Origin of the sequence: Burkholderia sp. Z1 (assembly GCF_014893795.1) — a bacterium.
GTDB classification, from domain to species: Bacteria; Pseudomonadota; Gammaproteobacteria; order Burkholderiales; family Burkholderiaceae; genus Burkholderia; species Burkholderia theae.
In genome coordinates this window covers 2,189,219-2,204,168 of record NZ_JACFYL010000001.1, presented here as the reverse complement: position 1 = coordinate 2,204,168, position 14,950 = coordinate 2,189,219, and the positions used below count along the sequence as shown (strand labels likewise).

Genomic DNA, 14,950 nt, shown 5'->3' with positions numbered 1-14,950 from the left:
GTTGAACGAATACCGCGCGCACGCCGTCGCGCGCGCGGCGCACATCAGGCGCCCGACGCCGCGGCGGCGGAGGCTGCCTTGTCCTGCTTGCTCTTCTTCTTCGAACCCTTCGCCGCCTTCGCGGACGATGCCGCGGCTGGTGCGCTTGCACCCGCTTCCGCGGACGCCGACGCGGCAGCCGCCGCCTTTTCCTTCTTCGACATACGCTTGCTCTTCGCCGGCTTCGTTGCCGCGTCCGGTGCGCTGGCAGCCGGGGCCGGTGCCGTCGTCGTAGCGGCCGTCGTGGTCGTGGACGTCGACGCGGTGCCTGCCGACGTCGTCGCCGGCGTGGTGGCCGGTGCCGTCGCGGCCGGCTTCGACAGCTTCACACCCTTCGGCGGCGTCGCCGAGCCGCCGATCGTCAGGCCATTTTCCTCGAGATGCCCGACCGATTTCGTGCCGAGGCCCTTCACGCGGTTCGCCAGATCGTCGGCGTCCTTGAACGGGCCGTTCTTGGTGCGTTCGTCGATGATCGCCTTGGACTTCACCGGCCCGAGACCCTTCACGGATTCGAGCGTGGCCTGGTCGGCCGTGTTGACTTCGACGGCCGCGGCAAGGCCGGCGGCAAGCGACAGCGATAGCGCGACGAACAGCATCAGCAGCTTTTTCAGCATGGCAAAGGCTCCCTGGTTCTGACGGATGAATGGCTGTTGCAACGGACGGCGGGGCGAGACCCGGCGAAGTGTCGCCGTTAAGCATAGGACAAATGCGTGCCCTTTTTAAGACAGGCTGACCGAATCTTGCTGAAGGCTTGCGTTGCTGTAAAGACCGAAAGCCACGCCGGGCGGCGATTTTGACCATTCTTTACGGTGTCGCGGGGCGTGGTTTTGTTCCTGGCATGTCGAGAACCGTCTCGAAACGTTCTGCCCCCGATCCGCTGACGATCGGGCATTCGCCGAGCTGCGCGGCGATGTCGGCCGGCAGGTCGTGCCGCGTCAGGCCTCGGCCGCGACGTGCACGCGACTCACGCGGCGCAGGTAGAACACGAGCCCGGCGCCCGCGAGCATCAGGCTGATCGTGTTCGCGAACCAGAAGCCACGCGCGCCCGTCAGCCACGCGGGGGCGATGCCGCCCACGTCGAAGCCGAGCACGTAGCCGCCGCTGAGCCCGACGCCCCACAGCGCGACCGCATAGATCACGGTCGGCACGATCGCCACCTTGTACGCGCGCAGCACGAAGGCCGACGTGACCTGCAGCGCATCGAAGCAGTGGTAGCACGCGACGATCGCGACCAGCGGCATCGCGGCCGCGGCGACGGCCGGGTTCGGCGTATAGCCGCTGACGATCAGCGGGCGCAGCGTGAACACGAGCACGCCGTAGGTGGCGGCGACGCCGCACGCGAACATCACGCTGTGCCGGCCGAGCAAGCGTGCTTCTTCGGGGCGTCCGGCGCCGAGCGCGCGCGCGACCAGCGTCGAGGCCGCCACGCCGATCGACAGCGGCGTCATGTACAGCACCGCGCCGATGTTGCCGGCGATCTGGTGGCCGGCAAGCGTCGTCGTGCCGAACTGCGCGATGAACAGCGCCATGCACGTGTACGACGTGACCTCGATCAGGTACGACAGGCCCATCGGCACGCCGAGTTTCAGGATCGCTTTCTGGCGTTCCCAGACGGGCCAGCAGAAGCGCGAGAAGATCGCGAGCGGCGCGAACACGTCGAGTTTCGCGAGCAGCGTGTAGCCGATCAGCGCGAGCGCCCAGTTGATCAGCGTACTGGCGAGCCCGCAGCCGGGGCCGCCGAGCGCCGGCACGCCGAACCCGCCGAAGATGAACCACACGTTGAGCGGAAACTTGAGCAGCAGCGCGCCGATCTGCAGGATCATCGCGAGGCGCGGTTTACCGGCCGCGTTGGTCAGCGCGTTGTAGATGCGGAATACGAGGCTGGCGGGCAGCCCGTAGGACAGGATGCGCAGGTAGTCGACGGTGCGGTCGTGCAGCGCGGCGGGCGTGTGCGCGAGGTGCAGCAGCGGCTCGGGAAAATGCAGCAGCAGGAAGCCGGGCACCGCGAGCAGCAGCGCGAGCCACAACGCCTGGCGCACTTCCTCGCCGATCTCGGCATAGCGCCGCGCGCCATACAGTTGCCCGGTGATCGGCTGCAGCGCGGACAGGATGCCCGTCAGGCCGATATAGATCGACACGTAGATCGACGAGCCGAGCCCGAGCGCGGCCAGATCGGTGGCCGAGTAGCGGCCGACCATCGCGGTGTCGATCACGCCGAACGCGATGATCGCGAGCTGGCCCACCAGCACCGGCCACGCGAGACCGACGATTCGGCGGATGTCGCCGAGCATCGTCAATCGGCCGCCTGGCGGCGCGGCGGACGCCGCTTGACGGGTGTCTTCGGCCGTTCGATGCGCTCGTACAGGCGGAAGCGTTCGTCACGGTCGGCGACGCGGCGGCCTTCCCACACGAGACGCCACACGTATTGCGACATCGCGCTCGGCTCGCCGAAGTCTGAGCGGTCCTGGCGCAGGATCACGTCGCAGTCGCCGGAGAAATCGAAATGCATGTTGCCGAAATACGCGAAGGTCGCGATCTGCGCATCGCCGAGCCGCACCGGCGAGATGCACTCGTAGTCGGACGGCAGGTGCACCGCGATCTGCTGCGCGACGTCGCGATAGGTCCGGCCGTAGTTGACGATCGGCAGCCACAGCGTCATCAGCAGCACCCACATCAGCGTGGTGCCCGCACCCGACAGCACGACGCTGCGCCACAGCACCTTCGGCTGCCGCGAGATGCGCCAGCGCACGAGCACGCACCAGCACACCGTGACGCTCACCGCGCAGATGAACGACAGGATCTTGAAATGCGGCTCGTAGCCGGGCACGAGACGCGCGAGGTTGCGCGCGAGCGGATGCGGGAAGCCCGTGAGCGACGCGAGCCACACGAGCCATACGAAGGTGCCGAGGATCGTAAAGCTCAGCACCGCGAACCAGTCGAACGCGTTGATCGCGCCGCGCTTGAGGGTCGGCAGCGCAAACGTCGCGAGTACCGCGAGCGGCGGCAGCAGCAGCATGTACATGCGGTTCGACTGCTGGCTTTGCAGGATCACGAGCGCGACGAGCGGCACGGCGACCGACAGCGGAATCGCGATGTGCGCGCGGCGGCGCATGCCGGCCCAGCTCCACCACGCCCAGATCGCGAGCGGCCACGCGGGCCACGTGAACAGCGGCAGGTTTTTCGCGGCATAAGCGAGCACGGCGGTCGGCGGGCCCGAAAAGCGCATCAGGCTGCCGTGGACCCACTGGTTGAAGAACCATGCGGCGTCGTCGGGCGCCGCGACGAACGCGGCAAGCGGCCACAGCGCGAAGATCGCGGCCGCGAGCGGCACGCCGACCAGCGGCAGGCGCAGGTTGCGCATCTCGGGCGTGACGAGCCACAACGCGGCCGTGCCGGCGAGCAGCGCGACGACCAGCACGGGATTGCCGGACAGCGCGACGAGGCCGATCGCGAGGCCCCACCACAGCGCGCCCTGCATCGGCTTGTCGATGCCGCGCACGATCCCGTAGACGAGCATCGCGATCCACGCGAACTGCGCGACCTGCGGCGTCGTTTCGTGTCCGCGTTCCGCGAGGCCGAAGCAGGCGACGAGGACCAGCAGCGCGCCGTCGGCCAGCGTGCGGCCGTAGTCGCGCGGCTCGGGCTCGCCGCCGAATGCATACTTGAACGGCTGGACCTCGGCGCGCCGGCCGAGCAGGTAGGCCGCGTACCAGACGAACGCGCACGCGACGCAGAACAGCACGCCCGTATCGACGCGCGACGCGTTGCTCGCATCGACCCACGGGCCGAGGCCGCGGATCGACAGCGCGCCGAGCCAGTAGCCGAGCGGCCCGTCGGTCGTGATGAACTTGCCGACGAGGTTCGGCAGCAGCCAGTCGTGCCAGCCGCCCTTGGCCATCGTCCACATCACGCCGAAGCCCGCCGCGTCCTCGTTCTTCCACGGGTCGCGGCCGAACAGGCCGAACGCTGCGTAGACGAAGCAGAGGGTGAGCAGCAGCCAGCGCGGCAGCGCACGCGTGGCGGAGGCGGTGAGACGGACGACAGGCTTCATGCAGATGAGCGATTTGTTATGGGCAGGCGGCCGGCGCGATCGCGCACGGCCGAGCCGGTTTCGAGCATCCGGCATTGTAGACGCGCCGGCTGTTGCGCGTCAGGTCGATGCCCCGGGCGCCGGCCGGCGGTTTCCGGGCGAGCAGAGACAAAAAAGGGCAGCCTGGGCTGCCCTTTTGTGCGATACCGGTGCGTTGCAACCACCGGATGCGGTGCGAAGCTTACTTCGCCTTGCCGCTGGCGCGAACGCCGAACTTGTTCTTGAACTTCTCGACACGGCCTGCCGTGTCCATGATCTTTTGCTGACCCGTGTAGAACGAGTGCGATTCCGACGACACTTCGATCTTGGCGAGCGGGTAGGTCTTGCCGTCGAGTTCGATGTTTTCGCGCGTCTGGATCGTCGAGCGCGTGATGAACTTGAAGCCGTTCGACATGTCTTGGAAGACGACTTCGCGGTAATTCGGGTGGATGCCTTCTTTCATGGTCTTTCCTTGGTGAGAGCGGTAGCCAACCCGCCGCTTGCCGTGCCGGATCACGTGAATTACGCGTTCCAGCCGACGCCAAGCCCGGCGCGAGCCACTTGCCTAAGGTCGAAAAACGGCGATTATGCCAGAAAATCAGATGGTTGACGAATAATTTTCACGGTGCGTCGAGCGCGCCGGTGCCGGCCGGATCCTGCCGATAGTAGCGGGCGAGCAACCGGTACAGTTCCGGAAATTCGGACTCGAACGCGCTCGGCCGCACGAACAGCGCTTCGCTGCACACCGCGAAGAATTCCGACGGGTGGTCGGCCGCATACGGATCGATCAGCGACTCCCGCTCGAAGCGCGCCCACGCGCGGTCCGGCACCGCGTCGACGCGCGCGCAGAACTGATCGTACGCATGCTCGAACACGTCGGCCCACGCCTGCGCGTCGAGATGCGGCGCGTGCCAGCGGCGAAAGAGGGGCGGATAGCCATCGGCCGCGCCGTTGACCATGTCGATCTTGTGCGCGAACTCGTGGATCACGACGTTGTACGCGTCATGGCCGTCCGTCATCTGCGCGTCTTCCCACGACAGGATCACGGGGCCGCCTTCCCAGGCCTCGCCGCTCGCATCCTGTTCGACTTCGTGGACCACCCCGTCTTCGTCCTGCACGGTCTTGCGGATCAGGAATTCGCCCGGATACACGACGACGCCGACCCAGCCGTCGTACAGCGACAGGTCGAGATTCAGCACCGGCAGGCAGGCCTGCGCCGCGATCGCGACGATCATCGCGTCGGTCAGTTCGAGCCCGTGCGCGGTCGAAAACGATTTCTTCGCGACGAACAGGCTCGTCAGCTCGCGCAGCCGGCCGAGCGCGTCGGGCGGCAGCGTGGCGAGGAACGGCAGGCGCTCGACGGTGTCGTGCCACAGCGCGTCCGAGATCGGGTGGCTGCGCAGCGCGCGGTCGCGGCGGCGGTCGTCGAACCAGCGGGTCAGTTTCGAGAGCATGGAGGCGGCTCGCGGAAATCCAAACTCTGTCTTTTAACTCAATCGATCTCTTTTTGCCATGCTGCGAAGAGACCGCCGACGAGCGCCACGCCCGCCAGGAAGTAAAAGCCGTCGAGCGACGCCAGGAACGACGCCTGTTGCGCGACCATGCGGGCGATGGCGGCAATCGCGAGGCCGTGCGCCTCGTTCAGCGCGTGGCCGGCCGCCGCATAGCTGCGCGTCAGCGTGTCGACGGTCTGCTGGAACAGCGGGTCGAATACGTTCGCGCGCTCGACCAGCCGCGTCTGGTGCACAGCCACGCGATGCTGCTCGACGATGATCACCGACGACGTCGCGAACGAGATCGTCAGTTGCCGCACGATGTTCTTCAGCCGGTAGCCGTGCGTGTATTCGTCGATCGCGAAGATCCGGAACGTCAGGTTGGCCACCGGCAGCACGATGAAGAGCAGCAGCAGGCCGCGCAGCAGCAGCGGGACGATCAGCGCGGCTTCGCCGACCTGCGGCGTCATCCGCGTCATCCACAGCGCGGCCGTGACCGCGATCGCGAACCCCGGCACGACGAACCACTTCTTGTGCGTGACGAATTTCGCGTAGCGCAGGTACGCGAACAGCGCCGTGGCCGAAATCAGCGACATCGTGCCCACCAGCCGCCCGGCGTTCTCGACCGGATAACCGAGCCCGCCTTCGAGAAACCGCGATGTCAGATAACTGAAACCCGTCGTCTCGTAGTAATAGAACATGTAGAGCAGCAGCCCGACCTGGAACGTCCGCTCGCGGAACGCATGCAGCCGCACGAGCGGCGTCGGGTGATGCCATTGGTGATACGCGAACCATGCGAGCGCGCCGAGCCCCGCGATCGTCAGCAGGATCAGCATCGGCGAGCCGCTGTAGAGCTGGTAATGCACCTGCTGCAGCACGATCTGCAGCGCACCTTGCGCGAGCGCGAACACGACATACGGCCAGAAGTGTCCGGAGCCGCGTTCGTCGTCGGGGGTTCTGCCCGAATCGGGCAGCGTGAGCAGCGCGAGGATCGCGAACGCGATGCCCGCCGGCGCGGTGCACGCGAACAGCGCGCGCCACGTCGAATGCGCGACGAGCAGCCCGCCGACGATCGGCGCGAGCGCGCTGCCGAGCAGGATCATGATCAGGAACGCGCGCGTCGCGGGCGGCCGTTCCTGCGGCTTGAAACTGATCTGGATCAGGATCCGGCATGCGCCCATCATCGGGCCGATGAAATACCCCTGGAAACCACGCGCGAACGCGAGTTCGAGCGACGTATCGGCGAGCGCGGCCGCGATCGCGCCGCACGAGAACATCAGCATGCAGCCGGCGACGTAACGACGATGCCCGAGCCGGTCGACCCACCATTGCTGCTGCAGGATGCCGAGCACGGCCGTGACCGCGTACGCGCTCGACGACCACACGAGTTCGTCGGGCGACGCGTTGATGCCGCCCGCGATGTAGCTCGCGAAGAACGAGAAGACCGCGTTGTCGAAGTAGTCGATGCCGGTGACGAGCGCGAGCGCCCACGGGAACAGGTCCGCGCGCAGGTTCGCGCGGCTCCACAGCGGCGGGCGACCGGGCAACGCGCTCATTCGCGATCCTTGCGCGCGCGCCGCGTTCCGGCTTCGGCCTGCCGTTGTGCGATCAGCGCATCGGGGTTTTCGCCGGCGAGGCGCCGCTCGACGTAGTCGATGTCGTGCTGCAGCTCCTTGCGCAGCGCGACGGCTTCCTTCAGTTCGCGCTGGACGGCCGCGATCCGCCGGTCGAGCGTGCCGATCTGCTCCGCGAGGCCGGTGCGGATGTCGCGCAGCGACGCGTCCGAGTAGCGGCGTCGTCCGTCGCCGGTTTCCTCCAGCGGACGCTTCAGCATTTCGGTGATGCCGTGCAGCGAGAAGCCGAGCGCGCGCAGCCGCAGGATGCGCGCGAAGCGCTCGAGATCGGCTTCGTCGTAGAGGCGGTAGCGGCCTTCGCTGCGCGACGGCGTGACGAGCCCGCGCTCTTCGTAATACTTCAGCGTGCGCGGCGTGACGCCGAGCCGCGACGCGGCGTCGCTCACGGTCAGCAGCGGGGTGGAGGCGTCGTTCGGCATCGGGAGGCGGGGGATTTGGTCGGGGCGATGACGCGATTATAGATCAACCTGTACGTTCACGTTCAGGTTGGGATCGAAAAACGGCCGCCGGCAAGATGCGCGGGCGGCCGTTCGTTGCGGAGCGGGGGCGATCAGCCGCCGCGGCGCATCAGGTCGAAGAACTCGGAGTTGCTCTTCGTCTGGCGGATCTTGTCGAGCAGGAATTCCATTGCCTCGACTTCATCCATGTCGTGAATGAACTTGCGCAGCACCCAGATCTTTTGAAGGATCTCGGGCTTGATCAGCATTTCCTCGCGACGCGTGCCCGACTTGTTCAGGTTGATCGACGGATACACGCGCTTTTCGGCGAGACGGCGCTCGAGGTGCACTTCCATGTTGCCGGTGCCCTTGAACTCTTCGTAGATCACGTCGTCCATGCGGCTGCCGGTTTCGATCAGCGCGGTGCCGATGATCGTCAGCGAACCGCCTTCCTCGATGTTGCGCGCCGCGCCGAAGAAGCGCTTCGGACGCTGCAGTGCATTCGCGTCGACACCACCCGTCAGCACCTTGCCCGAAGCCGGGATCACGGTGTTGTAAGCGCGTGCGAGACGCGTGATCGAGTCGAGCAGGATCACGACGTCGTGCTTCATTTCGACGAGGCGCTTGGCCTTCTCGATCACCATTTCGGCGACCTGGACGTGGCGCGTGGCCGGTTCGTCGAACGTCGATGCGATCACTTCGCCGGCGACCGAGCGCTGCATTTCGGTCACTTCTTCAGGACGCTCGTCGATCAGCAGCACGAACAGGATCACGTCCGGGTGGTTCTGCTTGATCGCGTGTGCGATGTGCTGGAGCATCACGGTCTTGCCCGACTTCGGCGACGCGACGAGCAGGCCGCGCTGGCCCTTGCCGATCGGCGCGATCATGTCGATGATGCGGCCCGTGACGTTCTCTTCGCCGCGCATTTCGCGTTCAAGCGACAGCGGCTTGTTCGGGTGCAGCGGCGTGAGGTTCTCGAACATGATCTTGTGTTTCGAGGCCTCGGGCGGCTGCCCGTTGACTTTGTCGACCTTCACCAGCGCGAAGTAGCGCTCGCCGTCCTTCGGCGTGCGGACTTCACCTTCGATGGTGTCGCCGGTGTGCAGGTTGAAGCGGCGGATCTGCGACGGGCTGATATAGATGTCGTCGGTGCTCGCGAGGTACGACATTTCCGGCGAGCGGAGGAAGCCGAAGCCGTCCGGCAGCACTTCGAGCGTACCGTCGCCGAAGATCGTCTCTCCCGTCTTGGCGCGCTTTTTGAGAATGGCGAACATCAACTCCTGCTTGCGCAGGCGGTTCGCGTTTTCGATCTCGAGGCCATTGGCCATTTCGATCAGTTCGGAGACGTGCAGAGACTTGAGCTCGGATAAATGCATACGGAGAACCCGCCAGGGAGGAGAAGCGACGAAAGAAATAAAGGGAGGAGGGCGAGCGGAAGCGCTCAGAGACTTAAATGCGTCTTGTAGACGTTTTTTAATTCTAGCATAGGCCGATTCGCGCTTGAGCGGCCGATCGGCGGCTTGACGACGGACGTGTTGCCGGCTGACAACACGTCCGCGGAACTGCCGGTATTACAGGTGGCTGTCCAGGAATGCGGTGAGCTGCGACTTCGACAGCGCGCCGACCTTCTGCGCGGCGGCCGCGCCGTTCTTGAACAGGATCAGCGTCGGGATGCCGCGCACGCCGAACTTCGCGGGCGTCGCCTGGTTGTCGTCGACGTTGATCTTCGCGATCTGCAGCTTGTCGCCGTAGTCCTTCGCGACTTCGTCGAGGATCGGGGCGATCATCTTGCACGGGCCGCACCATTCGGCCCAGAAATCGACGAGCACGGGCTTGTCGGACTTGACGACGTCCTGTTCGAACGATGCGTCGCTGATGTGTTTGATCTGTTCGCTCATTGGGTCAATACCTCTTACGGTTCGGGGACTGCCTGCTTGCGCGTTGCGGCGTACCGGCCTCCGTAGGCTGCCGGCCGCCGTGGCAGGTAGCTCCGCTCTCCGGACGGGAGGCGTAAGCGCTGCATGCCGCGGCTCGCGGGTCGTTCGGGCGTCATATTAGCCTAAATTGCTATCTGCTGCGGGCGGCGATAGTAGCCGCTACGCGAGTAGGGGTACGACGCGACGTTCGACCGTTGTGTCCTGCAGGTGGAGGCCGGCTCGCGAATTACAAGGGGGACGGGCATGCATGCGATTCGCGCGGCCGGACGCGCGCCGGTTTTGTCCGGCCTTTCGCATTGATGCGAACAAACGGTCGCATTCATCCGGAAGCGGTGATAGAATATGCCGTGACGGGCCTCCTCGCATGGTGGGGCGGTGAACCTGGTCAGGTCGGGAACGAAGCAGCCACAATCGTTTTCCGCCAGTGCCGAGGGTCGGGCTCGTCACCTTCCTTCTCGCCCCGTTCGCCGGGCGATTTTCATTTCTGCGCCACACTCCGTTTTACCTGCACTTTGCCCGACTTCCGCACTGTTTCGCGTGTCGGCGCGACGCAACGTTACTGATACAATTTCCCGATGACCTATCAAGTTCTCGCACGCAAGTGGCGTCCGAAGGATTTCGCTTCGCTCGTCGGCCAGGAGCACGTTGTCAGGGCGCTCACGCACGCGCTCGACGGCGGGCGTCTCCATCACGCCTATCTGTTTACCGGAACCCGCGGTGTCGGCAAGACGACGCTGTCGCGGATCTTCGCGAAGGCACTCAATTGTGAAACCGGCGTCACGTCGCAGCCGTGCGGCGTGTGCCGTGCCTGTCGCGAGATCGACGAGGGCCGTTTCGTCGATTACGTCGAAATGGACGCGGCGAGCAACCGCGGCGTCGACGAGATGGCCGCGCTGCTTGAGCGCGCGGTGTACGCGCCCGTCGATGCGCGCTTCAAGGTCTACATGATCGACGAAGTGCACATGCTGACGAATCACGCGTTCAACGCGATGCTGAAGACGCTCGAAGAGCCGCCGCCGCACGTCAAGTTCATCCTCGCGACGACCGATCCGCAGAAAATTCCCGTCACCGTGCTGTCGCGCTGCCTCCAGTTCAACCTGAAGCAGATGCCGGCCGGGCACATCGTGTCGCATCTCGAACGGATCCTCGGCGAAGAGCAGATCAGTTTCGAGCAGCAGGCGCTGCGACTGCTCGCACGCGCCGCGCAAGGCAGCATGCGCGATGCGCTGTCCCTCACCGACCAGGCGATCGCCTATTCGGCGAACGAGGTGACCGAGTCGGCCGTGTCGGGCATGCTCGGCGCGCTCGACCAGACTTACATGGTGCGCCTGCTCGACGCGCTCGCGGCCGGCAGCGGCCCGGAAATCCTCGCGATTGCCGACGAGATGTCGCTGCGCAGCCTGTCGTTCTCGACCGCGCTGCAGGATCTCGCGAGCCTGCTGCACCGGATCGCCTGGGCGCAGTTCGCGCCGGGCTCGGTGCTCGACGAATGGCCGGAAGCGACTGACTTGCGCCGCTTCGCGGAGACGCTGAGCCCCGAACAGGTTCAGCTGTTCTATCAGATCGCGACGGTCGGACGCGCGGAACTCGGCCTTGCGCCGGACGAGTACGCCGGTTTCACGATGACGCTGTTGCGGATGCTCGCATTCGAGCCGGCCGTGGCCGCCGGCAGTGCACCGGGCGGCCAGCCGTCCGTGCCGCGTGCCGTGCCGGGCCCGCGCGCTGCCGCATCGGCCGCTGCAGCGAAGCCGGTATCGGTCGCACCCGCTGAAGCAGTGCGCGCGCAGGCTGCCGCACCGGCTGCACCCGCTGCGCCGGTTGCGCGTTCAGCACCGGCACCGGCGCTGTCCGGCGATCCAGCAGGCCAGCCGGCCGTGAAGCCGGCTGCCGTCCAGGCGTCCGCGCCGGCCGCGGTTGAAGCGCAGGTTATCGAAACGCCGCAGCCGGAAGCGGATGCGGTGCCGCAAGCGGCGCCGGCCAGCGATACGCCGCCACCCGCCCGCAAGGAATCCGAGCCGCCTGCCGCTGCTGCCGTTGCCGTTGCGCAGCGAAACGACGAACCGGCTGCGCCTGCCGCACCGGCGCCGCGCGCCGTGCCGGCCGAGCCGGCTGCGCGTCCGGCTGCACGCGCAGGCGGTGCTGCCGCCGCGCTCGACGTGTTGCGCAATGCAGGGATGCGCGTGTCGTCCGACCGCGGTCGCGCAGGCGCTGCGCCCAAGCCGGCGGCCCAGCCGGCCGCCGAGAAGCCGGCTGCGCCGCGTCCTGCCGTCCAGGTGCCGACGCCGCGCGCTGCCGCCCGTGCGCCGCAGGCGGCCGATTCGCGCCAGGCCTCGCCGCCGTGGGAAGACATCCCGCCGGACGACTACGTGCCGCTCAGCGCCGACGAGATGTTCGGCGGCCCGCCCGACGATGGTTTCGTACCGGTGTTCGACAGCGGTCCCGACGACGTGCGCGTGACGCCGAATCCGGTGGAGGCTCGTCCGTCAGCACCGGTCGACACGCGACCGTTACCGCCCGCGATCGCGCTGGATCCGGTCGGCTTCGACGGCGACTGGCCGGCGCTGGCCGCACGGCTGCCGCTCAAGGGCGTCGCGTACCAGCTCGCGTTCAACAGCGAACTGACTGCCGTCGATGCGACGACGTTGAAACTTTCCGTGCCGGTGCCGCAGTATGCAGAGGCCGCACAGGTGGCGAAGCTGAAGGCCGCACTGGCCGATGCGCTCGGCAAGCCGGTCGAGGTGGTCGTCGAGGTCGGGCCCGCACGGCGCACCGCGGCGGCGCTCGACGCGGCCGCGCGCGCGGCACGCCAGCGCGAGGCCGAGCAGGAGATTCACGGCGATCCGTTCGTCCAGCAGCTCGTGCGCGACTTCGGTGCGCGCGTCGTCGAGGGTTCGGTGCGTCCGCTCGCCGATTCGGCGTCGGACGGCGCGCCGCCGACGCTGCATTGAACTGACCGCGCCCCGACAGGCACAATCACGCCCACACATTGGCCGGCACGCGCCGCGTGCCGGTTTTCACACGATCAAGAAGGAGTATTCCCATGTTGAAAGGCAACCTCGCCGGACTGATGAAGCAAGCGCAGCAAATGCAGGAAAACATGAAGAAGATGCAGGAGCAGCTTGCGCTGATCGAAGTCGAAGGCCAGTCGGGTGCCGGCCTCGTCAAGGTAACGATGACGTGCCGCAACGAAGTGCGTCGCGTGTCGATCGATCCGAGCCTGCTCGCGGACGACAAGGACATGCTCGAGGATCTCGTCGCGGCTGCGTTCAACGACGCCGTGCGCAAGGCCGAAGCGACGTCGCAGGAAAAGATGAGCGGCATGACGTCGGGTCTGCCGTTGCCCCCGGGCTTCAAGCTGCCGTTCTGAGCGCAGCGTCCGTGCCACTTTTTGCCGCCGTATGAAACAGCCGTCCGCCCTGTCCGCTCTCGTCGAAGCGTTGCGCGTGCTGCCCGGCGTCGGGCCGAAATCCGCGCAGCGCATGGCGGTTCACCTGATGCAGCACGATCGGGAGGGCGCGGAGCGGCTCGGCCGGTCGCTGCTGTTCGCGACCGAGCACCTGCAGCACTGCGAGAAGTGCAACACCTTCACCGAAGCGCAGATCTGCGAGGTCTGCAGCGACGAGGAGCGTGATCCGACGCTGCTGTGCGTCGTCGAGACGCCTGCCGACCAGATCATGCTCGAGCAGACGATGACTTACCGCGGGCTGTATTTCGTGCTGATGGGGCGGCTGAGCCCGCTCGACGGGATCGGCCCGAAGGAAATCCATTTCGACCGCCTCGTGCGACGCGCGTCCGACGGAATCGTCAAGGAAGTCGTGCTCGCGACCAACTTCACGAACGAGGGCGAAGCCACCGCGCACTACCTCGGCCAGACGCTGAAGGCGCGCGGGCTCGCGGTCACCCGCCTCGCGCGCGGTGTGCCGGTGGGCGGCGAGCTCGAATACGTCGACGCGGGCACCATCGCCCGCGCGATGCTCGACCGCCGCACGATGTAAGCCGGGCGCCGCCCGCGGGCGGCGCCGTTCCTCATGCCAGGGAGACACATGAGCACCAGCCAGGGCCCGCTCGCGGGCGTCAAAGTGCTCGAATTCGGAACGCTGATCGCGGGGCCGTTCGCGTCGCGGCTGTTCGCCGAATTCGGCGCGGAAGTGATCAAGATCGAGGATCCGAACGGCGGCGACCCGCTGCGCAAGTGGCGCAAGCTCCACCCGGAGCAGGGCGGCACGTCGCTGTGGTGGTCCGTCCAGGCGCGCAACAAGAAATCGGTCACGCTCAACCTGAAATCCGATGCCGGCAAGGCGATCGCGCGGCAGCTCGCGGGCGAGGCCGACATCGTGATCGAAAATTTCCGTCCGGGCCTGCTCGAAAAGCTCGGGCTCGGCTACGACGTACTGTCGGCCGACAACCCGGGCCTCGTGATGGTGCGCCTGTCCGGCTACGGGCAGACGGGCCCGTATCGCGACCGGCCCGGCTTCGGCGCGATCGCCGAATCGATGGGCGGGCTGCGCCACATCACCGGATATCCCGATTTGCCGCCGCCGCGTATCGGCATCTCGATCGGCGATTCGATCGCCGCGCTGCACGGCGTGATCGGCGCGCTGATGGCGCTCCATCACCGCAAGGTCAATGGCGGCGCGGGGCAGGTGGTCGACGTTGCACTGTATGAAGCCGTATTCAACATGATGGAAAGCGTGGTGCCCGAATACGGCGTGTACGGGATGGTGCGCGAGCGCACCGGCGCGTCGCTGCCGGGCATCGTGCCGTCGAATACCTATGCGTGCCGCGACGGCAGCATCGTGATCGGCGGCAACAGCGACCCGATCTTCAAGCGCTTGATGAAGGCGATCGAGCGCGACGACCTCGCCGACGATCCCGCGCTCGCGCGAAACGACGGACGCGTGCCGCGCACGCAGGAGATCGACGACGCGATCGCCGCGTGGCTCGCGCCGCGCACGATCGACGACGCGCTCGTGGTGCTCAACGCGGCCGACGTGCCGGCCGGGCGCATCTACAGTGCCGCCGACATGTTCACCGATCCGCAGTTCGTCGCGCGGCAGATGATCCAGCGCTTCAAGCTGGCCGACGGCACCGATATTCCGCTGCCGAACATCACGCCGAAGCTGTCGGACACGCCGGGCGAAACGCGCTGGCTCGGGCCCGAGCTCGGCGAACATACGGACGAGGTGCTGCGCGGCCTCGGCTACGACGCGCAGGCGATTGCCGCACTGCGCGACGCGGGCGCGATCTGAGCGCAGAACGCCGCCGCGCAATGCGGCGGCGCACCGTGCGCGGATGCGTGCGCCGTCCATCCGCGGCCGCCGGACTGTCGCTCTCGCGCCAT

13 protein-coding genes and 1 other RNA gene are annotated in these 14,950 nt (G+C 66.8%); 5 read left to right on the top strand and 9 right to left on the bottom strand.

Features of this window, described 5'->3' with window-relative positions:
- Nucleotides 1-44 precede the first annotated feature (44 nt).
- The 9 genes from H3H55_RS10160 to trxA all read right to left on the bottom strand — a co-directional run bounded on the left by H3H55_RS10160 (nt 45) and on the right by trxA (nt 9,570).
- Nucleotides 45-653: a ComEA family DNA-binding protein gene (locus H3H55_RS10160; RefSeq protein ID WP_193098518.1), complete on the bottom strand. Its 609-nt coding sequence runs from the start codon at nt 651-653 to the stop codon at nt 45-47.
- A gap of 321 nt (nt 654-974) precedes the next feature.
- Nucleotides 975-2,330, bottom strand: a complete 1,356-nt coding sequence (locus tag H3H55_RS10155) for an MATE family efflux transporter (protein WP_193098517.1) — start codon at nt 2,328-2,330, stop codon at nt 975-977.
- A gap of 2 nt (nt 2,331-2,332) precedes the next feature.
- Entirely contained in the window at nt 2,333-4,165 is a 1,833-nt protein-coding gene (locus H3H55_RS10150) for an ArnT family glycosyltransferase (RefSeq protein ID WP_193098516.1), read from the bottom strand.
- Between the two features lie 145 nt (nt 4,166-4,310).
- A complete protein-coding gene (locus tag H3H55_RS10145) occupies nt 4,311-4,571 on the bottom strand; it encodes a type B 50S ribosomal protein L31 (RefSeq protein ID WP_006753671.1) in 261 nt (86 codons plus the stop codon).
- A gap of 157 nt (nt 4,572-4,728) precedes the next feature.
- The gene (locus tag H3H55_RS10140; protein WP_193098515.1) at nt 4,729-5,562 is read right to left on the bottom strand and encodes a zinc-dependent peptidase; all 834 of its coding nucleotides are present in this window, start codon (nt 5,560-5,562) and stop codon (nt 4,729-4,731) included.
- Nucleotides 5,563-5,600: 38 nt separating this feature from the next.
- Complete coding sequence (locus tag H3H55_RS10135; protein ID WP_193098514.1) at nt 5,601-7,157, bottom strand: MFS transporter; 1,557 nt, start codon at nt 7,155-7,157, stop codon at nt 5,601-5,603.
- The gene (locus H3H55_RS10130; RefSeq protein ID WP_129512287.1) at nt 7,154-7,654 is read right to left on the bottom strand and encodes a MerR family transcriptional regulator; all 501 of its coding nucleotides are present in this window, start codon (nt 7,652-7,654) and stop codon (nt 7,154-7,156) included. The genes H3H55_RS10135 and H3H55_RS10130 overlap by 4 nt, the downstream gene beginning before the upstream one ends.
- A gap of 131 nt (nt 7,655-7,785) precedes the next feature.
- A complete protein-coding gene (gene rho, locus H3H55_RS10125) occupies nt 7,786-9,048 on the bottom strand; it encodes a transcription termination factor Rho (protein WP_006478662.1) in 1,263 nt (420 codons plus the stop codon).
- Nucleotides 9,049-9,243: 195 nt separating this feature from the next.
- The gene (trxA, locus tag H3H55_RS10120; protein WP_006402348.1) at nt 9,244-9,570 is read right to left on the bottom strand and encodes a thioredoxin TrxA; all 327 of its coding nucleotides are present in this window, start codon (nt 9,568-9,570) and stop codon (nt 9,244-9,246) included.
- Nucleotides 9,571-9,958: 388 nt separating this feature from the next.
- Here trxA and ffs point away from each other — a divergent pair.
- The 5 genes from ffs (at nt 9,959) to H3H55_RS10095 (ending at nt 14,858) form a co-directional block, all read left to right on the top strand.
- Nucleotides 9,959-10,057, top strand: an RNA gene (gene ffs, locus H3H55_RS10115) — signal recognition particle sRNA small type.
- 127 nt (nt 10,058-10,184) lie between these two features.
- Nucleotides 10,185-12,557, top strand: coding sequence for a DNA polymerase III subunit gamma/tau (locus H3H55_RS10110; protein WP_193098513.1), 2,373 nt, complete (start codon nt 10,185-10,187; stop codon nt 12,555-12,557).
- 92 nt (nt 12,558-12,649) lie between these two features.
- A complete protein-coding gene (locus H3H55_RS10105) occupies nt 12,650-12,976 on the top strand; it encodes a YbaB/EbfC family nucleoid-associated protein (protein WP_006482124.1) in 327 nt (108 codons plus the stop codon).
- 31 nt (nt 12,977-13,007) lie between these two features.
- A complete protein-coding gene (gene recR, locus H3H55_RS10100; protein WP_034181272.1) occupies nt 13,008-13,604 on the top strand; it encodes a recombination mediator RecR in 597 nt (198 codons plus the stop codon).
- Between the two features lie 48 nt (nt 13,605-13,652).
- Nucleotides 13,653-14,858 (top strand): CaiB/BaiF CoA transferase family protein, encoded by a 1,206-nt coding sequence (locus tag H3H55_RS10095; protein ID WP_193098512.1) that lies wholly within the window; start codon nt 13,653-13,655, stop codon nt 14,856-14,858.
- Nucleotides 14,859-14,950 lie beyond the last annotated feature (92 nt).